This window comes from Aeromonas sp. FDAARGOS 1415, assembly GCF_019048365.1.
Taxonomy (GTDB): Bacteria; Pseudomonadota; Gammaproteobacteria; order Enterobacterales; family Aeromonadaceae; genus Aeromonas; species Aeromonas taiwanensis.
The window spans coordinates 1,117,794-1,139,260 of record NZ_CP077363.1 but is presented as its reverse complement, the minus strand read 5'-3'; the positions used below and the strand labels follow the sequence as shown (position 1 = coordinate 1,139,260).

20 protein-coding genes are annotated in these 21,467 nt (G+C 59.6%); 13 read left to right on the top strand and 7 right to left on the bottom strand.

Annotated elements, in window-relative coordinates:
• Positions 1-5 precede the first annotated feature (5 nt).
• A complete protein-coding gene (gene def, locus I6L45_RS05495; RefSeq protein WP_042078370.1) occupies positions 6-518 on the bottom strand; it encodes a peptide deformylase in 513 nt (170 codons plus the stop codon).
• Between the two features lie 108 nt (positions 519-626).
• On the opposite strand from def, the gene I6L45_RS05490 reads away from it, so the two are divergent.
• The 7 genes from I6L45_RS05490 to aroE all read left to right on the top strand — a co-directional run bounded on the left by I6L45_RS05490 (position 627) and on the right by aroE (position 6,643).
• A complete protein-coding gene (locus I6L45_RS05490) occupies positions 627-1,715 on the top strand; it encodes a LysM peptidoglycan-binding domain-containing protein (RefSeq protein WP_216983642.1) in 1,089 nt (362 codons plus the stop codon).
• Position 1,716: 1 nt separating this feature from the next.
• Positions 1,717-2,832 carry a DNA-processing protein DprA gene (gene dprA, locus I6L45_RS05485; protein WP_216983641.1) on the top strand — a complete coding sequence of 372 codons (1,116 nt, stop codon included), beginning with the start codon at positions 1,717-1,719 and terminating at the stop codon, positions 2,830-2,832.
• Positions 2,825-3,298, top strand: coding sequence for a DUF494 family protein (locus I6L45_RS05480; RefSeq protein ID WP_025325340.1), 474 nt, complete (start codon positions 2,825-2,827; stop codon positions 3,296-3,298). The genes dprA and I6L45_RS05480 overlap by 8 nt, the downstream gene beginning before the upstream one ends.
• Before the next feature lie 55 nt (positions 3,299-3,353).
• On the top strand, positions 3,354-3,911 hold the full coding sequence (locus I6L45_RS05475) for a type I DNA topoisomerase (RefSeq protein WP_216983640.1): 558 nt from the start codon (positions 3,354-3,356) through the stop codon (positions 3,909-3,911).
• 239 nt (positions 3,912-4,150) lie between these two features.
• Positions 4,151-4,711 (top strand): Sua5/YciO/YrdC/YwlC family protein, encoded by a 561-nt coding sequence (locus I6L45_RS05470; RefSeq protein WP_216983639.1) that lies wholly within the window; start codon positions 4,151-4,153, stop codon positions 4,709-4,711.
• A gap of 98 nt (positions 4,712-4,809) precedes the next feature.
• Positions 4,810-5,718, top strand: coding sequence for an oxygen-dependent coproporphyrinogen oxidase (gene hemF / locus I6L45_RS05465; protein ID WP_216983638.1), 909 nt, complete (start codon positions 4,810-4,812; stop codon positions 5,716-5,718).
• A 103-nt stretch (positions 5,719-5,821) separates the two neighbouring features.
• Entirely contained in the window at positions 5,822-6,643 is an 822-nt protein-coding gene (aroE, locus tag I6L45_RS05460; RefSeq protein ID WP_210549871.1) for a shikimate dehydrogenase, read from the top strand.
• Between the two features lie 999 nt (positions 6,644-7,642).
• Here aroE and yihA read toward each other — a convergent pair.
• Positions 7,643-8,299: a ribosome biogenesis GTP-binding protein YihA/YsxC gene (gene yihA, locus I6L45_RS05455; protein WP_043763412.1), complete on the bottom strand. Its 657-nt coding sequence runs from the start codon at positions 8,297-8,299 to the stop codon at positions 7,643-7,645.
• 143 nt (positions 8,300-8,442) lie between these two features.
• Between yihA and I6L45_RS05450 the strand changes: the two genes are divergently transcribed.
• The 4 genes from I6L45_RS05450 to hemN all read left to right on the top strand — a co-directional run bounded on the left by I6L45_RS05450 (position 8,443) and on the right by hemN (position 12,292).
• Positions 8,443-9,060, top strand: a complete 618-nt coding sequence (locus tag I6L45_RS05450) for a cytochrome c (protein WP_216983637.1) — start codon at positions 8,443-8,445, stop codon at positions 9,058-9,060.
• 802 nt (positions 9,061-9,862) lie between these two features.
• Positions 9,863-10,438 (top strand): Der GTPase-activating protein YihI, encoded by a 576-nt coding sequence (gene yihI / locus I6L45_RS05445; protein ID WP_043763407.1) that lies wholly within the window; start codon positions 9,863-9,865, stop codon positions 10,436-10,438.
• A gap of 11 nt (positions 10,439-10,449) precedes the next feature.
• On the top strand, positions 10,450-10,890 hold the full coding sequence (locus I6L45_RS05440) for a DUF2489 domain-containing protein (protein ID WP_043763405.1): 441 nt from the start codon (positions 10,450-10,452) through the stop codon (positions 10,888-10,890).
• Positions 10,891-10,918: 28 nt separating this feature from the next.
• On the top strand, positions 10,919-12,292 hold the full coding sequence (hemN, locus tag I6L45_RS05435) for an oxygen-independent coproporphyrinogen III oxidase (RefSeq protein ID WP_216983636.1): 1,374 nt from the start codon (positions 10,919-10,921) through the stop codon (positions 12,290-12,292).
• Between the two features lie 68 nt (positions 12,293-12,360).
• Here the strand turns inward: hemN and add are convergent, their stop codons facing one another.
• The 5 genes from add to glnA form a co-directional block, all read right to left on the bottom strand.
• Positions 12,361-13,362 carry an adenosine deaminase gene (gene add / locus I6L45_RS05430; RefSeq protein WP_216983635.1) on the bottom strand — a complete coding sequence of 334 codons (1,002 nt, stop codon included), beginning with the start codon at positions 13,360-13,362 and terminating at the stop codon, positions 12,361-12,363.
• Positions 13,363-13,503: 141 nt separating this feature from the next.
• Positions 13,504-14,922, bottom strand: a complete 1,419-nt coding sequence (glnG, locus tag I6L45_RS05425) for a nitrogen regulation protein NR(I) (protein WP_043763397.1) — start codon at positions 14,920-14,922, stop codon at positions 13,504-13,506.
• Between the two features lie 9 nt (positions 14,923-14,931).
• On the bottom strand, positions 14,932-15,987 hold the full coding sequence (gene glnL, locus I6L45_RS05420; protein WP_043763393.1) for a nitrogen regulation protein NR(II): 1,056 nt from the start codon (positions 15,985-15,987) through the stop codon (positions 14,932-14,934).
• Positions 15,988-16,073: 86 nt separating this feature from the next.
• Positions 16,074-16,643, bottom strand: a complete 570-nt coding sequence (locus tag I6L45_RS05415) for a DUF4124 domain-containing protein (protein ID WP_043763391.1) — start codon at positions 16,641-16,643, stop codon at positions 16,074-16,076.
• 189 nt (positions 16,644-16,832) lie between these two features.
• Positions 16,833-18,242, bottom strand: coding sequence for a glutamate--ammonia ligase (gene glnA, locus I6L45_RS05410; protein WP_043763389.1), 1,410 nt, complete (start codon positions 18,240-18,242; stop codon positions 16,833-16,835).
• Positions 18,243-18,592: 350 nt separating this feature from the next.
• On the opposite strand from glnA, the gene typA reads away from it, so the two are divergent.
• Together typA and I6L45_RS05400 are read left to right on the top strand one after the other, a co-directional pair.
• Complete coding sequence (gene typA / locus I6L45_RS05405) at positions 18,593-20,404, top strand: translational GTPase TypA (protein WP_043763388.1); 1,812 nt, start codon at positions 18,593-18,595, stop codon at positions 20,402-20,404.
• A gap of 173 nt (positions 20,405-20,577) precedes the next feature.
• The gene (locus I6L45_RS05400) at positions 20,578-21,450 is read left to right on the top strand and encodes a virulence factor BrkB family protein (protein WP_134695919.1); all 873 of its coding nucleotides are present in this window, start codon (positions 20,578-20,580) and stop codon (positions 21,448-21,450) included.
• The last annotated feature ends 17 nt before the right edge of the window (positions 21,451-21,467 follow it).

Here is a 21,467-nt window from a genome sequence, read left to right as displayed (position 1 = left end):
GATCCTCAGAGGACTTTGCGATCTTCACGGGCCATCTTTTCCAGCTTCTGACGAATGCGCTGGCGCTTGAGCGGGGACAAGTAATCCACAAACAGCTTGCCGACCAGATGATCCATCTCATGCTGTATGCAGATGGCGAGCAGATCGTCCGCTTCCAGCTCGAAGGTGTTGCCGTGGCGATCTTGCGCCCTGACCTTGACCCACTCGGCGCGCGGCACCAGAGCCCGGTTGCCGGGCACGGAGAGGCAACCCTCTTCGATGCCGGTGCTGCCGGACTGCTCCAGGATCTCCGGGTTGATCAACACCAGCTGATCTTCACGGTTTTCAGAGACATCGATGACGATGATACGCTGATGAATGTCGACCTGAGTTGCGGCCAGGCCGATGCCTTCCTCCGCGTACATGGTTTCGAACATATCATCTACAATGTGTTGTAACTCGGGTGTAAAGGCCTCGACAGGGGCCGCGACTGTGCGCAGGCGTTCATCGGGGAAACGCAATACATCTAGAATGGCCATAATTTTTTCTTTAGTTTCATATAAACGCAGTCAATATTGACGTAATTCTAGTCATTTACGCCGACAAAAAACAGCAACACTTTGCGTGCAGAAGTAACAGGGAGTGTTATGTATCTGAAGCAAATCGTCGTCGCCTGCCTGGCGACAGCCCTGGCCGGTGGCGCCATGGCACAGCAGTTGACCCTGAAATCCGGTTATCCCGAGGCCTATGTGGTCCGGAAGGGAGATACCCTCTGGGATATCTCGGGTCAGTATCTCGCCGAACCCTGGCTCTGGCCACGCCTCTGGAACATCAATCCCCAGATTGCCAATCCACACTGGATTTACCCCGGTGACGTGCTGCATCTGAGCTGGGTCAACGGTGAGCCACGCCTCGGCAAGGCCAGCCAGGGGGGCAAGCAGGTCATCCGCCTCTCGCCCAAGAATCGGTACGAGAACAAGGCCAATCCGATCCCGACCCTGCCCCTCAGCGAGATAGGCCCTTTCCTGCAAACCGATCACATTCTAGCCAACAGCCAGCAGAGCAAGGATCTTCCCTATGTGCTTGGCAACAATGACAAACACATAGGCATGCTGGAAGGTGACACTCTCTACGTGAAGGGTTCCCTGACCCCCGGCCAGAGCTACGGCGTCTATCGCCCCGGCGTGGCATACAAGGACAAGCACACCGGCGAGCTGCTCGGTCAGGAGGCTGTCTTCGTCGGCACGGTGCGGGCGGAGGAGCGCCTGGACAACGACAGCACGCGCGTCACATTGACCCACAACAGGCGCGAGGTGTACCAGGGGGACAAGGTGATGCCGCTGCCGTCACAGGAGAGCCTCTCTGCCGTGTTCATGCCCAAGGCGGCGCCATCCATCTCGCCCGGGTATGTGATCGAGTTGCCGAGCAAGGTACACGGGGGAGGCAAGTTTGACGTCGTGCTGATCAACAAGGGGCAGCGGGATCAGGTTGCACCTGGCGATGTGCTCGAGATCCAGCGCCCAGGCGCAGGGCTGGTGGACAAGAATGGCAAGACGTCATATCGGGAATATGCATCCGTCTATGACAAGGCATTCTACTCTTCGGGCAAGTCGACCCTGCCTGCCGAGGCTGTTGCCAGGGTCATGCTGTTCAAGGTGTATGACAAGTTGAGCTATGGCCTCATCCTGCAGAGTCAGGATCTGGTCGGTTCTGGTTATCAGGTCAGTAACTTCTGACGTGCCCGTCCCTCTCGAACGGCTGTCACGGTGGCTGACGCTGGATGCGATCACCGGCATCGGCCCGGTGACCGCAGCCCGGCTGCTCGCACATGTCGATGGCAATATCGACACCCTTTTTGAACGTGATGACGCCGAGTTGCAGGCCCTCGGCCTGCTCCCGACCCAGATCAGGCAGCTGAGGCAACCTTCCCTCGTGGTGGAGCAAGGGCTGCGCTGGGCCGAGGTGCCTGACAACGTCCTGCTGTGTCCGGATGATCCTGCCTATCCTGCGCTGCTCAAAGAGATCCCCGCCGCTCCGCTGCTGCTCTATTGCCGCGGGAATATCCCATCCCTCGCCTTGCCACAACTGGCGATGGTGGGTACCCGTCACCCCACTTATGCAGGCAAGGACAACGCGGCACGTCTGTGTGCCGAGCTGGTTGAATGCGGTCTGGCGATCACTTCGGGGTTGGCGCTGGGTATCGACGGCGTCTGCCATCAGCAGGCGATGGCATCGGGGGGCGTGACCCTGGCGGTGCTGGGCTCCGGGCTCGACTGCCTCTACCCAAGGCGCCATCAGGGGCTGGCGATGCAGATCCTCGAGCAGGGCGGTCTGCTCCTGTCCGAGCTGGCACCGGAAAAGGGGCCGCTGGCCGAACACTTCCCCCGCCGCAACCGCATCATCAGCGGTTTGTCGCTGGGGACGCTGGTGGTGGAGGCGGCCGAACAAAGCGGCTCGCTCATCACGGCTCGCTACGCGCTGGAACAGGGGCGCGAGGTCTTTGCCGTGCCCGGTGCTCCACAGAATACCCAGGCTGCCGGATGCAACCGCCTGCTTCAGCAGGGTGCCAAGCTGGTCTTGAATGCGGCCGATGTGCTGGAGGAGTTGCCTGTTCTGGTGTCGACCATGGGAGGAAGGGGAATTGCTTCTGAGGCATTGCATAATGGCGAATTGCCTTATGCCGATTTGTTGGATAACGTAGATTATGAAGCCACGAGCGTGGATACCGTTGCCGAGCGGGCCCAGCTTCCTGTCGAAGTCGTGTTGGGCAGGTTGGTTGAGCTGGAGCTGATCGGCGCAGTGATGGCGGTAGCCGGTGGATACGTCAGAGCGAGGAGGGCGAATCATGTTTGATGTATTGATGTACCTTTTCGAGACCTACATCCACAGTGATGCAGATGTGATGGTCGAGCAGGATGAACTCACCGACGAACTGAGCCGGGCCGGTTTCAATCAGGACGAAATCGAGAAGGCGCTCAACTGGCTGGAGCGGCTGGCCAATCTGCATGACAGCGAGCGGGAGGTGTACGTCACCGCCAGCGCGCAAGGGTCGATGCGGATCTACGCCCCGCAGGAACTGGCTCGCCTCAGTACCGAGTGCCGCGGTTTCCTGCTGTTCCTGGAACAGGCCCAGGTGCTCAATGCCGAAACCCGCGAAATATGTATCGAGCGTCTGCTCGAGCTGGACAAGCCGGACATCGAACTGGATGACCTGAAGTGGGTCGTCATGATGGTCCTGTTCAACGTGCCGGGCAGCGAGAATGCCTACCAGCAGATGGAAGAGCTGGTGTTTGACGAGTCAGACGGCGTCATCCACTGACAGTCACGTGCCGCGCTGGTAGAATTCAGGCCATCTGGATTTCAAGGCGCGGCTCATGTCAAAGATCGATCATCACCTCTTTTCTGCCCACGAACACGCATTCGAGCGCGAACCGTGCCCGCAGTGTGGTGCCGATCTGGTGATCCGCCAGGGCAAGCACGGTCCTTTTCTGGGCTGCTCGGCCTATCCCGCCTGCGACTATATCCGCTCCCTCACCCCCTCCGGTCGCGACATCGAGAAAGTGCTCGAGGGGTCGGTCTGCCCGGATTGTGGTCATCCCCTGGCGATCAAGAAGGGGCGCTACGGCCTGTTCGTGGGGTGCACCCAGTACCCGACCTGTCAACACATCGAATCCCTGCAGGAGAGCGACGACACACAGATCCTCTGCCCCGAGTGCGGCAAGGGGCACCTTGTCAGCCGCACCTCGCGCTACGGCAAGCAATTCTACTCCTGTGATGCCTACCCCCATTGCAAGTATGTGGTGAACGACAAGCCGGTTCCCATGCCTTGCCCCGAGTGTGGCTGGGGCATCATGGTGGAGAAGAAAGTGAGGGGGAGCCTGCGCTGGGTCTGCCCGCAAAAGAAATGCTCCCATCAGATTGAGCGGGTATAATCCTGCCGCCATGCCGCGACGGTTTCCCCTCGCCATGATCTACCTTGAGATGGCTGTGCCGATGGGCTGGCATTTGACTGTTCGGCTACCCATTGACGTGGCGAGGCGCCTGCCGTAAGGGGCCGCACATCAGGTTTCCATGAGGCCTGCATGTGTAAGATGATGGCCCTGAGGGCTGCCATGGCGGTTCAACCAACAACCCAGTGATGAGAGGCGACAGCTCGGCTGTCGCATTTTTTATGTCAAACGAATTTGAACAAGCCGTCATCGCCCTTGAAGGTGAAGGGGTGATTGCCTATGCCACTGAGGCCGTGTTTGGCCTGGGGTGTGACCCGGATTCCGAAACTGCGGTGCAGCGCCTGTTGGCCATCAAGCAACGACCTGTTGAGAAGGGACTGATCCTGATCGCGGCCGAGCTGGCGCAGTTGCAGGATTACATCGATCTGAGCCAGCTCAGCGATGACCAGCTGGCGCGAGTCGAAGCCAGCTGGCCAGGCCCCTTCACCTGGATCATGCCGGCTCGCCCGACGACACCGTCCTGGCTGACCGGTCAGTTCGATACCCTGGCGGTGCGTGTCTCGGCGCATCCTCAGGTGCAGGCCCTGTGCCGTGCCTTTGGGAAGCCGCTGGTCTCCACCAGTGCCAACCTGACCGGCGAAGAGCCTGCGCGTCGGGTTGCTGATATCGGTGAACTGCTGGCGAGCCAGCTGGCCTATATCCTGCCCGGTGAGGTGGGGGGCCAGGCCAATCCGTCGGAGATCAAGGACGCCCGTACCGGCGCCATCATTCGCCCTTCCTGAGCGGAGGCGGGATCCCGCGTAGCACTTTGGGTGATAAGCCCATGACATTGCGATAAAAATGGACAGGGCGTTCGAGATCCTGTCTGACTGGAGACAAGATGAGCAAACCGGATGTGGCCCAGGTCAAGGCCTTCCTGCTGCAGCTGCAGGACGAGATCTGCCATGGCCTGGAGCAGGCTGACGGCATCGGGCGCTTTGTGGAGGACCTCTGGCACCGCGAGGGCGGTGGTGGTGGCCGGACACGGGTGCTGCGCCATGGTGCCGTGATAGAGCAGGGGGGCGTCAACTTCTCCCATGTCTATGGTGACGCCATGCCGGCGTCGGCGACCGCGCATCGTCCCGAGCTGGCCGGCCGCAGGTTCGAGGCCATGGGAGTGTCTCTGGTGATCCACCCGAACAACCCCTATGTGCCGACCAGCCATGCCAACGTCCGTTTCTTCATCGCCGAGAAAGAGGGCGAGGCGCCCATCTGGTGGTTTGGTGGTGGCTTCGATCTGACACCGTTTTATCCGTTTGAAGAGGATGTGCGGCACTGGCACCAGGTTTCCCATGATCTCTGCCGACCCTTTGGCGAGGAGATCTACCCCGAGTTCAAATCCTGGTGTGATCGCTACTTCTTCCTCAAGCATCGCAACGAGACGCGCGGAGTCGGTGGGCTCTTCTTCGACGACCTGAACCGCTGGCCGTTCGAGGAGTGCTTCGCCTTCATGCAGGCGGTGGGCAAGGGGTATCTCGATGCCTATCTGCCCATAGTGGCACGGCGCAAGGCGCTGCCCTATGGCGAGCGGGAGCGGGAATTCCAGCTCTACCGCCGGGGCCGGTACGTGGAGTTCAACCTGGTGTATGACCGGGGGACCCTGTTTGGTCTGCAAACCGGGGGACGTACCGAGTCGATCCTGATGTCGATGCCACCGCTGGCTCGCTGGGAGTATGACTGGCAGCCGGAGCCGGGGAGCCCGGAGGCGTTGTTGTATGCCGATTACCTTGCACCACGGGAGTGGCTGTGAACCGAGGGGCCATGACGGCCCCTTTTTACTGGCCGATATTCGGCTTGTCCCCGCATCAGAAAACCCGTTAAATCGGGATATTGCCCCCTGATGGAACTCTTCGATGGATCGTTATCTGGTTTTTGGCCACCCGGTGCGCCACAGCAAGTCCCCTTTCATCCATACCCTGTTTGCCAGACAAACCCAGCAGGATCTGGAATATGGTCTGGCCGAGCCGGCTGTCGACGAGTTTGGCGAAGCCCTGCGTACCTTCTTTGCCCAGGGCGGCAGGGGATGCAATGTCACTGTGCCCTTCAAGGAGCAGGCATTCGCCCTGGTCGACCGGCTGAGCCCCAGGGCCAGGCGGGCGGGCGCGGTCAACACCATCAAGCTGACCGATGACGGCGTGCTGCTCGGGGATAACACGGATGGTGCCGGGCTGGTTGCCGATCTCAAGTCACATGGCGTGGCGCTGGCCGGGAGCCGGATCTTGTTGCTTGGTGCAGGCGGTGCTGCTCGCGGTGCCCTGGCACCGCTGCTGGCCGAAAACCCGAAGGAAGTGGTCATCGTCAACCGTACTCATGCCAAGGCCGAGCAGCTGGCTGCCGAGTTTCACGATCTGGGGGCGGTCAGTGCCCAGACCTATGCCGGGTTGGCTGGCCGGTTCGACCTCATCATCAACTCGACCTCTGCCAGCCTGCAAGGGGAGTTGCCCCCCCTGGATCCTGCCCTTATCCATGCTGACATCACCATCTACGACATGATGTATGGTGCAACGGACACCGCCTTTATCGGTTGGGCCAAAGAACAAGGTGCGCGTCAGACGATGGACGGGCTCGGCATGCTGGTGGAGCAGGCCGCGGAAGCCTTCACCGTGTGGCGTGGCATCCGGCCTGGTACCAAGCAGGTATTGAGAGAGCTGAAACGCAACCTGGGGATGCTATAACCTGGCCTGTGGGCCGGGTGGCGTGGTTAATTAGCCGAGCCGGCTCACCCCGGCTCGCGTCGTTGATGGGCGCCCCAGCCTCTGCATATGCGCAGGGGCTGGGCCTCTTTTATTTGGCTGCGTGCATTTGCTGATGCTCTACGAGCGCAGGTACAGGTCAATCCTATATAAATCAATTTAAAAACAGAGACTTATTTGTCTTTTGGCTTGCGCCCTTCATCTTTTTTTCAGTTTTTTCTCTAAGCAGCGGAACTAGTGCGGCGAGCTGCTGACTAACAAGATAGTTGAGGAAGTGCTAGCTAGTCACCTTTATAACGCCCCGGTATTCGTACTGGGGATTTTTTTATGCGGCTGATAAATAAAGAAATTTATCTCTGTTACCTTGAGTGAAACTAAATTACATAAATTACTTTCACTTTCTGCTGCTTTGCTGTACAGTTGTCTGCGTAGGGTACAGAGGTAAGATGTTCTATCTTTCAGACCTTTTATTTCACGTAATTGAATGTGGCTGAATAGCAGCCCCGATGAGTCATCGTCGGGGCGTTTTTTTATGTGTTCGCGTTAGAGCAAATGCTTTAATTTGCGCAGTCTTTTGCTAGAATGAGACTGTTTCTTGAGGAAAACCAATCGTCTTTGTTCTCGAGAACTCGCTTTTTCCCAATTTTTTGAATTCATTTCTCAGGCCGGTCCGCAGCAGCGAGACTGGCCTCATTTTTATCCTTCCTCACGTTCCTTTGGTAATAAACTTTCAGTTTCGTTTGTGACAATCCTTTTGTCACATTTTTATAACTTGAGTGATGAAAACGGTGCCAAGGGTGTGAAAAGTTAATTCTCACAGCAGCCAAACAGGCTATCTATATGATTATAAAGGGTGGTGTGGTCGCGGAACGCGTATCAAGATGACGTGCGGAGGGCGCTTGTCTGAGGCTTGGGAGGGATGAAAGTCTTTCAATCAGCGGAGGGTCAACTCCGCTCATTGTCGCATGGAAGAGGAGCGGGTTACTCCTCTGTCTGATGCTCTTCGTCGGTGTCTGCCGGGTCGCTATCGGCATTGGACTGGTACCAGCCACTCAGTGTCTGTGCCAGCTTCTCAACCCCGATATTGGTCAGGGAGGAGAATGCTTCAACCTGGATCTGCGGACCCAGCTCAGCCACCGCCTGGCGCACCTTGATCACCTGGTTGTTGCGGGGACCGGGGCTCAGCTTGTCAGCCTTGGTCAGCAGCAGCATCACCGGCAGTTCGCGATGGGAGCTCCACTCCAGCATGTTCATGTCGGTCTCTTTGAGCGGATGGCGGATGTCCATCAGGATGACCAGCCCTTTCAAGGACTCCCGGCGTTGCAGATATTCTGCCAGGGACTTTTGCCACTTAAGCTTCATTTCCAGCGGGACTTGTGCATAACCGTAGCCAGGCAGGTCGACCAGGCGCTTGCCCGGCTCCAGTTCAAACAGGTTGATCAGCTGGGTACGACCCGGCGTCTTACTGGTGCGCGCCAGATTCTTGTGTTTGGTCAAGGTATTCAATGCGGAGGATTTGCCGGCGTTGGAACGCCCTGCAAACGCAATCTCGACACCCCCATCATGTGGCAGGTGGCGGATGTCGGGTGCGCTGGTCACAAAATGCACCTTATTGAAATTCAGAGTTTGTGTATCCAACGTAAATTCCCCATAGAGAGAGAGGGTTATAGAGTTACTTTTTTGTGAAATCGTGTAAAATGGCGTCGCTTAAACGCGTTTATTTTAACATGCCTTCGGCGGCATGGGATCTGGAAGCCTAATAACGAGAAAGTTGGAACGCCATGAAGAACCTAGTCATTACACTTGCTCTGATGGTTGGCGTAACTGGGATGGCACAAGCCAAGGGCGATGCCGCTGCGGGACAAACCAAGGCTGCCGTCTGTGCGGCCTGTCATGGACCGGACGGCAACAGCCCAGTCGACATGTATCCCAAGATTGCTGGTCAGCACGCATCATATATCAAAAAACAATTAGTTGAACTGAAGGCTGCCGCTTCCGGCCAAACTGGTCGGGTGGCCCCCGTCATGGGACCCATGGCACTGCCCTTGTCCGATCAGGACATGGATGACCTGGCTGCCTACTTCTCCAGCCAGAAGGTCACTCCGATCGCCGTGCCTGACGAGGTGGTCGCTGCAGGCAAGGCGCTCTATATGGGTGGAGACACAGCACGTGGCCTGGCGGCCTGCACCGCCTGTCATGGGCCCCGTGGATCCGGTGTCGAGCAGGCCAAGTACCCCAGTCTGTCGGGGCAGCACCCTGCTTACATCAAGGCCCAGCTGGTCGCCTTCCGTTCGGCGACACGGGACAATGATCCCAACGGTATGATGCGCGATGTGGCGAAGAAGTTGACGGATCAGGATATCGAGGCGCTCTCCAAATATGTGGCAGGCCTGCACTGATCACCTCCTGAATCTATCTTGTTGAAAAGCAGAGGGAACCATGGTGTTCCCTCTGCTTTTTTGACATTGTTATCAACTTGTCAAAGTAGCCTGCCTTTTTGTGAGAGATTTTCCATTCTCATGGCTGTCCGTGGCTGAAAAAAGTATGAAATCCATATTGTATAGTCTATGTATTTCAATCTGTTAATGGCAGGTTCTGCTTTCTATCAGTACTTGGATGCATCCTTGGTTGATTGAGCAGGGCGTGAAAATTGTTACAGTGTGCACATGGATTGATCGTGCAGGGCGGGACACCGCGTTCGCCGGTATGACAGGAGGTCGGCTCAAGGCATGGCGGTGATGAGCCGCACATGCAAAGACCAGGATGGTGACCGCCAGGGATGCGCGGAGTTGCGGGATGCAACCACCCCAGTGGGAGGCAGGATGCCACCAGTTCGGGTTAAACAAGCACACGCACATTCAGGACAGGCCAACAAGGGTCAGGAAGACCCAACGACATGATGCGCAGCGGTACGCCCAGGGACAAGGCGATGAGACACCAGGGAACGGGACTTGCATGACAGGATCAAGGCAGCTTCGGCTGCCTTTTTTCTATTGGGTCATTAACCCGCCAAGGCATTCTGTGTCAAAATACCAGCAACATGCCCAGAGGATGCCGATCCTGCGGTGTTCAGCGACCCTAAATGGTCGAATTGGTGCGGGATCCCACTCTTGTTCCAGATTTACTGTTCCCCGCTTCAGCATGCTCCCCGGACGAAACGATACCGGGCGGGTTCAATCCAGTTATTTGTCGGAGTCATTCATGTCGGCCAAACAACCCACCCGCAAGCCTACCGGCAAGCGCAAAGAATCAGATGCCAGTGCCCAGGAAGGTCGTGAGCGCAAGCGCGCCGCCAAGCGCAAGGGCTTGAAGGCGGGCTCCCGCCAGCAGGTCGATCAGGCCACCAAAAAAGGCGGCAACAAGCAGGCCAAGGATCCGCGCATCGGTTCCCGCAAACCCATCGCCCTCGTCGTGGACGAGAAGAGCAGCAAGCCGCAGGCACCCAAGGCCATCAAAGAGAAGAAGCTGGTGATGACGCCCGAGCAGGAGCTGGCCTCCATCGAGAATGATGATCGCCTCAACGATCTGCTGGATCGCCTCGATGCCGGTGAAACACTGGAAGCGGCAGAACAGGCCTGGGTCGACCAGCGTGTCGATCGCTATCAGGAGCTGATGGACGAGCTCGGCATCATCGACACAGACGAAGATGACGACGGTGACTTCGACGACATCGAGTATGAAGAATCCAAGGCACCGGCTTCCGAAGACGAGCTGTGGGAGCGTTTCAACCAGGCTGACTACCAGCCTGAAGCCAAGCCCGAGCCGAAGAAAAAGTGATGAGTGGATGGATGCTGGCCGCCCTGTTGGGGGGCCTTCTCTTGCTGGGGCTGGCGGTCTACGCCGGCACCCTGTTGGCCCGCCTGAAGCGGCAGCAGGATATGCAGCAGCGGGCAATTTCCGCCCGCAACGAGCGGATTCTCGAGAGCGTCAGGGTCATCGCCCATGCGGTGCGGGATGGTCAGTGCGACTACTCCGAAGGCGCCATCCGGCTGACCAACCTGCTGGATGCCTTGCAGATCAAGGGGGGGCGAGCCTTCGCCGACGAATTCCCCGGTCTGTACGGCCTCTACGACAAGGTGAAAGAGATGCCGACCCACGAGGCGCGGCGCGCCCTCAAGCGCAACGAAGTGATGAAGATGGATCTCGAACGCAGCGGCTACGAGGCCGAGCTGGAGGCGAAGATCCTCGACGATGTCGCCAGACTGAAGGATTTTCAGTTAAGCCGGTGAACGGATAACAAAGAAAGAGGAAGCAAGCGTGCAAGCAGAACAGATTGTGTGGGATCAGGCCCTGATCGAGAAATATAACTACAGCGGCCCGCGTTATACCTCCTATCCCACCGCGCTGGAATTCAACGAGGACTTCGGCTATCCGGACTTCGTCCAGGCTGCGGGCCAGTATCCGGCGCGTAATCTGTCGCTCTACGTGCACATCCCCTTCTGCCACAAGCTTTGCTACTACTGCGGCTGCAACAAGGTGATCACCCGTCATCAGCACAAGGCCGATCACTATCTCGATTACCTCGAGCGTGAAATCAAGGCCCAGGCTCCCCTGTTCAAGGAGCGTCTGGTGACCCAGTTGCACTGGGGTGGCGGCACGCCCACCTACCTGAACGAACCCCAGACCCGTCGTTTGATGGCCATGCTCCGGGAGCATTTCCATTTCGCCGAGGAGGGGGAGATCAGCATAGAGGTGGATCCGCGCGAGATTGAGCTCTCCATGCTGGACGTGCTGCGGGAGCTCGGTTTCAACCGCATCAGCCTTGGCGTGCAGGACTTCAATAAAGAGGTGCAGGTCGCGGTCAACCGCGAGCAGGACAACGACTTCATCTGCGCCATGCTGGTGAGGGCCCGCGAACTGGGGTTCCGCTCCACCAACCTCGACCTCATCTACGGCTTGCCGCACCAGAACCGGGAGAGCTTCCACCACACCCTGGAGGAAGTGCTCAAGACGGATCCGGCTCGCCTCTCCATCTTCAACTACGCCCACCTGCCGAGCCGCTTCGCCGCCCAGCACAAGCTGAAGGAGGCGGACATGCCGGCCCCCCGGGAGAAGCTGGCCATGTTGCAGGACACCATCGCCTTCCTGACCGGTCGCGGTTATCAGTTCATCGGCATGGATCACTTCGCCAAGCCCGATGACGAATTGGCCGTGGCCCAGCGCGAGGGCAAGCTGCACCGCAACTTCCAGGGCTATACCACCCAGGGAGACTGCGATCTGCTGGGGCTGGGGGTCTCCTCCATCAGCATGATCGGCGATGCCTATTCCCAGAACCAGAAAGAGCTCAAGGCCTACTACGCCCAGGTGGAGACCCTTGGTCACGCCCAGTGGAAGGGGTGCTCCCTCAATCGGGATGACCTGATCCGCCGCGAGGTGATCAAGCGCCTCATCTGCGACTTCTCCCTGAACTTTGCCGCCGTCGAGCAGGCCCACGACCTGGTGTTCAAGGAGTACTTTGCCGAGGATCTCAAGCTGCTGCAGACCTTTATCGATGATGGTCTGGTACGCATGACGGACGAGGGACTGGAGGTGGTCTCCACCGGCCAGCTGCTGATCCGCAACATCTGCATGTGCTTCGACGTCTACCTGCGCAGCAAGGCGCGCCAGCAGCAGTTCTCCCGGGTGATCTGAGCCGGTCGCTGCCGTTGGAAAATAAAAAAACCGCCTCCCGGCGGTTTTTTTATTGGGCTTGTTCCTGCTCAGCGCTGAGCCGCGCGGGCACGCAGTTCGGCCTTCTCGGTCTCGCTCAGGAAGGCCAGGGTCAGGCCGTTTTGCTGGGCGGTGCGGATTTCGCCTGCCGTCATGCCGGCGGCCGGTGCGGCCACTTCATACTCGTGGGGCAGGTCGATCCCCTCCACTGCGGGATCGTCGGTGTTGAGACAGGCCAGTACACCGGCGGCCAGGAACTGGCGGATAGGATGCTCGGCCAGGCTCGCCACCGTGGTGGTCTGCAGGTTGGAGGTGAGGCAGGACTCGATGCCGATGCGGTGCTCCGCCAGGTAGGCCATCAGGGCCGGATCCTGAATCGCCTTGACGCCGTGACCGATGCGTTCGGCACCGAGATCGCGGATAGCCTGCCACATGCTTGCGGGGCCCGCTGCTTCACCGGCGTGCACGGTCACGCGCATGCCCGCATCCCGCACCCGGCGGAAGTGGTCGGTAAAGAGTTCACCCGGGAAGCCCAGCTCGTCGCCGGCCAGATCGACGGCGACCAGCTTGTCGCGATGGGCCAGGCAGGCCTCCAGCTCGGCCCGGCACTGTTCGGTGCCGAAGGTGCGGCTCATGATGCCGATCAGGTTGGTCTTGACGCCGAAGTCACGGCTGCCGGCGGCCACACCGTCGATGACGGCCTCGACCACGCCCTGCGGGTGCAGCTTGTGGGCCATCGCCATGTAGGCCGGGCTGAAGCGCAGTTCGGCATAGTCGATACCGGCGCGGAGCAGATCTTCCACGTTCTCGTAGGCAACCCGGCGACAGGCGTCATAGTCGGCCAGCACGGCCACCCCCCAGTCCAGTTTCTTCAGGAAGGCCACCAGGCTCGGCTCGTTCTCGACGATCTGCACGTGAGGGCGCAGGGCTTCCAGTTCATCGGCCGGCAGTCGGATGTTGTGCCGACGTCCCAGCTCGAGAATGGTCTGCGGGCGGATGTTGCCATCCAGATGGCGATGCAGGTCGGTCAGGGGGAGGGATCTGTCAATCATGGGGCACCTTCTGCGAGTCGGGTTGGAAAGCCTGCCATTCTAGGCGGGGCGCTCGAAAAAGATACCCCGTTTTCAGGCAAACGGGGTCGGATTGATCAGGCTTTCCCTCAAGGCGTGATGGGAATCGTTTTTCCCGAAGACTCAGGGAATGTCGAGCTCCTTGAGCTTGCGGGTCAGGGTATTGCGGCCCCAGCCGAGCAGGCGGGCAGCCTCCTGCTTGTGACCATGGGTGTGGTCCAGCGCCGTCTCCAGCATGATCCGCTCGAACTGGGGCATGGCATCAGCCAGGATGTCGGTCTCGCCCAGTGCCAGCTTGGCGGCCACCCAGTCCTGCAGCTGCTGCTGCCAGCCGCCGGGCAGCGCGGGCTGGCCGGGCTCTGCCGTGGTGGTGATGGGGGTCAGCAGCTCGGTGGGCAGGTCGCTCACCAGTACCTCCTGACCCGAGGCCATCACGGTGAGCCAGCGGCAGACGTTCTCCAGCTGGCGCACGTTGCCCGGCCAGGGCAGGCGGCTGATGTAGGTCTGGGTATCCGGGTGCAGGCTCTTGGCCTCCACGTTGAGCTCCTTGGCGGCCCGGAGCAGGAAGTGGCGGGCCAGCTGGGGGATATCCTCCCGCCGCTCCTTGAGGGCCGGGATGTGAATGCGGATGACGTTGAGGCGATGGAATAGATCCTCGCGAAACTCGCCATCCGACACCCGTTTCTCCAGATTCTGGTGGGTAGCGGCGATGATCCGCACGTCCACCTGCACCGGCTGATGGCCGCCGACCCGGTAGAACTGGCCGTCCGCCAGCACCCGCAGCAGCCGGGTCTGCACATCCAGCGGCATGTCGCCTATCTCGTCGAGAAACAGAGTGCCACCGTCGGCCTGTTCGAAGCGGCCGTGGCGGATGTTGTTGGCACCGGTGAAGGCCCCCTTCTCGTGGCCGAACAGCTCGGATTCGATGAGATCCTTCGGGATGGCCGCCATGTTGAGGGCGATGAAGTTCTTGTGGGCGCGGGGGCTGTGCTTGTGCAGCGCGTGGGCGACCAGCTCCTTGCCGGTGCCGCTCTGGCCGTTGATGAGGACCGAGATGCTGGAGCGCGACAACCGGCCGATGGCGCGGAACACCTCCTGCATGGCGGGGGCCTCACCGATGATCTCGGGCGTGGTGGTAGCCTCCTGCTGACGCGCCTTGCGCTTGGTGCGCTGCTCCTTGAGGTGATTCTCTGCACGGCGCACCAGGGTGACTGCCTCGTCGATGTCGAACGGTTTGGGCAGGTATTCGAAGGCGCCGCGCTGGTAGGCGTTGACTGCGGAGTCGAGGTCCGAGTGCGCCGTCATGATGATGATGGGCAGGTCGGCCTGGCGGCGATGGATCTGTTCCAGCAGGCTCAGGCCGTCGATGCCCGGCATGCGGATGTCCGAGAGGATCACGTCAGGCGAGCGCATTTCCAGGGAGCTCAGCAGGGCTTCGCCGTCGGCAAAACTCTCGCATTCGAAGCCTTCGCTGCCAAGGGTGCGCTCCAGGACCCACCGGATGGAGCTGTCGTCATCGACGATCCACACTTTTGCTGTCATGAGGTTCCCTTACTTGCGAAGTGGTAGGTAGATGGTGAATTCGGTGTGGCCGGGCCAGCTGATGCAATCGATGCGCCCCTTGTGCTGATCGATCAGATTCTGGGCGATGGAGAGGCCGAGGCCGGTGCCCCCCTCCTTGCCGGTGATCATGGGGTAGAAGAGGGTGTCGCGAATGGCGTCGGGAATACCGGGCCCGTTGTCGATGATCTTGATCTCGGCCGCGAGACGATAGCGTTGGCCGTGGATGGTGATCTGGAAAGCGGTACGGGTCTTGATGCGGATGAGCCCGGCCTGATCCCCGAGGGCCTCGGCGGCGTTGCGCACTATGTTGAGAAACGCCTGCTGCAGCTGATCCGATTCCATCTCGAATTCGGGAATGCTGGGGTCGTAATCCCGCTCGATGCGGATCTGGGGGGGCAGTTCCAGATCCACCAGGCGGCGCACCTGCTCCAGTACGGAGTGGACGTTGTGCACCTTGTGCTGGCCGGGGCGCTGGGGGCCGAGCAACCGGTCGACCAGCACCCGCAGACGATCGGCCTGCTCGATGATGATGCCGGTGTATTCCCTCAGAGCCGGGTCGGGCAGCTCCTTTTGCAACAGCTGGGCCGCACCGCGCAGGCCGCCGAGGGGATTCTTGATCTCGTGAGCCAGGCCGCGTACCAGCTCCTTGGCCGCCTGCTGCTGGGCATGTTGCTGCAGCTCCTGGCTGATTTTCTTCTGCTGATCGATCTTGCGCAGCTCCACCACCATCAACCGCTGCTCGTGATCGGCCATGGGGCTGACGCTGATCTCCACCAGTCTGGGCTCCCCTTCTACCACCAGGGTCACCTCGCTGTCGGTGAAGCCCTGCCCCGAAATGAGGCACTGCTTGAAGCGTTGCAGGTCGAGGGAGATGTGTTCCAGCAGATGGGGCAGCTCGATGCCGATGAGCCGTCGCTCGCTGAGGGAAAGCAGTTGTTCTGCCGCCGGGTTGACGAATTGAATGCAGAGCCGCTCATCCATCAGGATGACGGCGGTCAGCAGGTTGTCCAAGAGTGTCTTGGCGTGATCCATGCGGGTTGGCACTGGTTTCTCCCTAAAACGGTGCTGCACACCAATTATGCACCAATATGGTGCATCAAGTTTACCCGCATCGGTGCATCACATCATCCCTAATTGGTCTTGGGAGTGGCCTTGGCGGCCTGATTCACCCTCGTTCGATGCAGGTAAAAGGTGGCTGGCTTAGATTTAGCAAGGATCGTACCGTCTTTGGCGAGTAGTTCGAGCTGGGCCTCGTAGGCGCCACGATCGAGGTTTTCGACCCGGATGGCAAGGCTGTTGTGGGCGAGGGGGGCGGCCTTGCCATTGAGGATAAGGCGCATGTCGTATTGCCCCGGCGGCTGGGGAGAGACCTGACCCTGAAAGACGATGTTGCCTGTGTTGTCGCGCAAGGTGCTGCCCGGCTCCGGGGAGAGCAGTTCTATCACCAGGGGGGCTGCTTCCTGGGCTTTCTTGGCATCGGCGCCGGTCAGGTGGTTGAAGTCATCGACCTGGACCGAGTGGGGGGAGGTTCCGACGAGAGGAGAGACCCGCATGTCCACCTCTTTCGCGTTCTTGCCCGGGGGAGGGGCATCGGTGTAATGGGTTACCCCCTGGGGGTCGACCCAGGAGTAGACCTTGGCCGCCTGCGCGGTGCAGGAGGCGATCAGCAGGAGGCTCAGCATCCAGGGTACAGTGTTCATCCATCTCTCCTTGACGGGGTTCACCTTAATCCTATCAGAGAAAAAAGCATCGGACCGACAGTCGGCGCACTGATCACGCTGCGATCTCAATCAGGGCGATACCGCGACATGATCGTGAAAATCCCGATGTTTTTCAGCAGTCTGAATGAAAAAACCCGCCTGATGGCGGGTTTGTCACAATGATGCGGATTAGACGGAGTAGTACAGCTCGAACTCCAGCGGGTGCGGAGTCATGCGGACGCGGTCTACGTCGTGCTGCTTCAGCTCCAGGTAGGAGTTGATGAAGTCGTCGCTGAACACGCCACCACGGGTCAGGAACTCGCGGTCTGCGTCCAGGGCGGCCAGGGCTTCGTCCAGAGAGCCGGCCACGGTCGGCACTTCGGCAGCTTCTTCCGGCGGCAGATCGTACAGGTTCTTGTCCATGGCATCGCCCGGGTGGATCTTGTTGATGATGCCATCCAGGCCGGCCATCAGCTGGGCAGCGAAGGCCAGGTACGGGTTGGCAGCCGGATCCGGGAAGCGTACTTCGATGCGGCGAGCTTTCGGGCTCGGCACCACAGGGATACGGATGGAGGCAGAGCGGTTGCGGGCAGAGTAAGCCAGCATGACCGGTGCTTCATAACCCGGCACCAGACGCTTGTAGGAGTTGGTGGTCGGGTTGGCGAAGGCGTTGATGGCCTTGGCGTGCTTGATGATGCCGCCGATGTAGTGCAGTGCCATCTCGGACAGACCGCCATACAGGTCGCCTGCGAACAGGTTGACGCCGTCTTTGGCCAGGGACTGGTGGCAGTGCATGCCGGAGCCGTTGTCACCGAACATGGGTTTCGGCATGAAGGTCACGGTCTTGTTGTAGGCGTGGGCCACGTTGTGGATCACGTACTTCAGGACCTGTACTTCGTCAGCCTTCAGGGTGAGGGTGTTGAAGCGAGTGGCGATCTCGTTCTGACCGGCAGTGGCCACTTCGTGGTGGTGAGCCTCGACGACCTGACCCATCTCTTCCAGCACCAGACACATGGCGGCACGGATGTCCTGGGAGGAGTCAACCGGTGCAACCGGGAAGTAGCCGCCCTTGACGAAGGGACGGTGACCCTTGTTGCCGTGCTCGTAGTCGGTACCGGAGTTCCAGGCAGCTTCTTCGGATTCGATCTTCACGAAGCTGTGGCCCATGGTGTTGGAGAAGGTGATGTTGTCGAACATGAAGAATTCCGGCTCCGGCCCGAACAGCACGGTGTCAGCGATGCCGCTGGACTTCAGGAAATCTTCGGCACGCTTGGCGATGGAGCGCGGGTCGCGGTCGTAGCCTTGCATGGTGGCAGGTTCAAGCACGTCACAGACGATGTTCAGGGTGGTCTCTTCGGTGAACGGGTCCAGTTTGGCGGAGGCCGCATCCGGCATCAGCACCATGTCAGACTCGTTGATACCCTTCCAGCCGCCGATGGAGGAGCCATCGAACATCTTGCCGTCTTCGAAGAAGTCTTCGTCGACCTGGTGGGCAGGGATGGATACGTGCTGCTCTTTACCCTTGGTGTCGGTAAAACGCAGATCGACAAACTTGACTTCGTGTTCCTGGATCAGGGCCAAAACGTTTTGGGCTGACATGCTAAGTAACCTCCGGTGTTAAAACTCTTTGGGTGAATGCGTCGTCATATTCACATAAGCCAGTATCGTGCCAAGTTTGTGACAGCCTGATTTCAGGGCACTTGCACCGTTTCAGGTTGTCGGGACACCCGCTCTCAAGCCGGTTGCTGCATTAAAGTGGTGCAACCTTGGATCGTTTTGGTGCACCACCATGGTGCGCCAGCGTATCCAGGCCATCTAAGCAGGGTTTTGCGCCGGGGTCCATGATCCCGATCCTCCCTTGTGCGCGAATGTGTTGCAATTCTGCTAGGCAGATCACAAAGGCGAGAGTACAATTAGCGCCCAATTTTACCCGGTGTATTGAGGCGAGAATGTTAGAGAATTTACGCAATATTGCGATTATTGCGCACGTTGACCACGGCAAAACCACGCTGGTGGACAAGCTGCTGCAGCAATCCGGCACTCTGGATCGCACCAGCGAAGGTCAGGAACGGATCATGGACTCCAATGATCTGGAACGGGAACGTGGCATCACCATTCTCGCCAAGAACACTGCGATCCGCTGGAACGACTACCGCATCAACATCGTGGATACCCCGGGTCACGCCGACTTCGGTGGTGAAGTTGAGCGCGTGCTCTCCATGGTTGACTCCGTACTGCTGCTGGTCGACGCCGTTGACGGCCCGATGCCGCAGACCCGTTTCGTGACCCAGAAGGCGTTCGCCCAGGGTCTGAAGCCGATCGTGGTCATCAACAAGATCGACCGTCCGGGTGCTCGTCCTGACTGGGTAATGGATCAGGTCTTCGATCTGTTCGACAACCTGGGCGCCACCGATGAGCAACTGGACTTCAAGGTTGTTTACGCCTCTGCACTGAACGGTTGGGCCACCCTGGATCAGGACGTCCCGTCCGAGAACATGGAACCCCTGTTCCAGGCCATCGTCGACAACGTGGAAGCCCCCAAGGCTGACGTTGACGGTGCCTTCCAGATGCAAATCTCCCAGCTGGACTACAACTCCTACGTGGGCGTCATCGGTATCGGCCGCATCACCCGTGGTCGCGTCAAGACCAACCAGCAGGTCACCATCGTCGGTGCCAACGGCAAGCCCCGTACCGGCAAGGTTGGCCAGGTGCTGGGTTACCTGGGCCTGTCCCGTACCGAAGTGACTGACGCGCAAGCGGGCGACATCATCGCCATCACCGGTCTGGGCGAGCTGAAGATCTCCGACACCATCTGTGACAACAGTGCCGTCGAAGCCCTGCCGCCGCTCTCCGTTGACGAGCCGACCGTGAACATGACCTTCCAGGTCAACACCTCGCCGTTCGCCGGTAAAGAAGGCAAGTTCGTCACCTCCCGCAACATCCTGGAGCGTCTGAACCAGGAGCTGGTCCACAACGTGGCCCTGCGCGTGGAAGAGACCGAAGATCCGGACAAGTTCCGTGTCTCCGGCCGTGGTGAACTGCACCTGTCCATCCTGATTGAAAACATGCGTCGCGAAGGTTACGAACTGGCGGTATCCCGTCCGGAAGTTATCCTGCGTACCGTGAATGGCGAACTGCAAGAACCGTTCGAAACCGTCACTGTGGACGTGGAAGAAGCGCATCAGGGTTCCGTGATGGAGCAGCTCGGCCTGCGTAAGGGCGAGATGACCAACATGACCCCGGATGGCAAGGGTCGCGTCCGTCTGGACTTCATCATCCCGAGCCGCGGTCTGATCGGCTTCCAGACCGAGTTCCTGACCATGACTTCCGGTACCGGTCTGCTGTACCACACCTTCGACCATTACGGTCCGCACAAGGGTGGCAGCATCGGTGAGCGTCAGAACGGCGTGCTGATCTCCAACGCTACCGGCAAGGCCCTGACCTTCGCCCTGTTCGGTCTGCAAGACCGTGGTCGTCTGTTCATCGGTCACGCGACCGAAGTGTACGAAGGCCAGGTGATCGGGATCCACTCCCGCTCCAACGACCTGACCGTCAACTGCCTGAAAGGCAAGCAGCTGACCAACATGCGTGCCTCCGGTACCGACGAAGCCCAGGTGCTGACTCCGCCGATCCGCATGACCCTGGAACAGGCCCTCGAGTTCATCGACAACGACGAGCTGGTGGAGATCACTCCCAAGGCCATCCGTATCCGTAAAAAGCTGCTGACCGAACTGGATCGCAAGCGCGCAGGCCGTGCTTGATATCTGTTCATCGACAGACAGAGAGAGGCCTCAGGGCCTCTTTTTTTATGGCCGCGAGACGGAGGCTAGGTCGTTGCCACACCCAGGCGGGGCGCATCCGGCGGGCCGGCGGGTGGTCAAATGGCCACCCTATCTGACACAATGACTGCATGATGACGCTTACGAGAATCAAGATGCAGCAGCAGAACCGCGGCCGTCTGGCCCATTTCCTCTCCTTCTTGCGCCACGACGGCGCCCACTTTGCCCAGTTCGTCTGGGGCCGCTTCCAGCAGGACAGGTTGACGGTCACCGCCGGTTACCTGGCCTATGTCACCCTGCTCTCCCTGGTGCCCATGATCGCCGTGGTGTTCGGCATGATGTCGGCCTTTCCTGTCTTTCAGAGCCTGAAGCAGGGGATCGAGCAGTTCGTCTATCACAACTTCGTCCCCACAGCGGGGGAGATGCTCAAGGAGTACATCGACGGCTTCGTGGCCAACGCCACCAACACCACGGCGGTCGGCATCGGCGCCCTGATCGTGGTGGCTCTGATGCTGATCTCGGCCATCGACAAGAACCTCAACTACATCTGGCGCTCCACCCAGAGCCGGCCGCTGGCCCAGGCGTTCGCCATGTACTGGATGATCCTGACCCTGGGGCCCGTGCTCATCGGGGCCAGCCTTGCCATCTCCTCCTATATCCTCTCCCTCAGGCTGTTCGCTGCGGACAGCCTGTTCGGCATCGGTTACCTGCTGCTGCGCAGCCTGCCATTCCTGTTTTCAGTGCTCACCTTCCTGCTGATCTATACCGTGGTGCCCAACTGCCGGGTGCGGCTGACCCACGCCTTCATCGGCGCCCTGGTGGCCGCCACCCTGTTCGAGCTGGCCAAGCGTGGCTTCGCCATCTACATCACCAACTTCCCCTCCTACCAGGCCATCTATGGCGCCCTGGCAACCATCCCCATCCTGTTCGTCTGGGTTTACCTGAGTTGGCTGGTGGTGCTGCTGGGTGCGGAGACCACCGCCTGTCTGGGTGAATATGAGAAGCCGGGCACCGAGGAGCTGGCCTGACGCCGGTCTTTCATCGC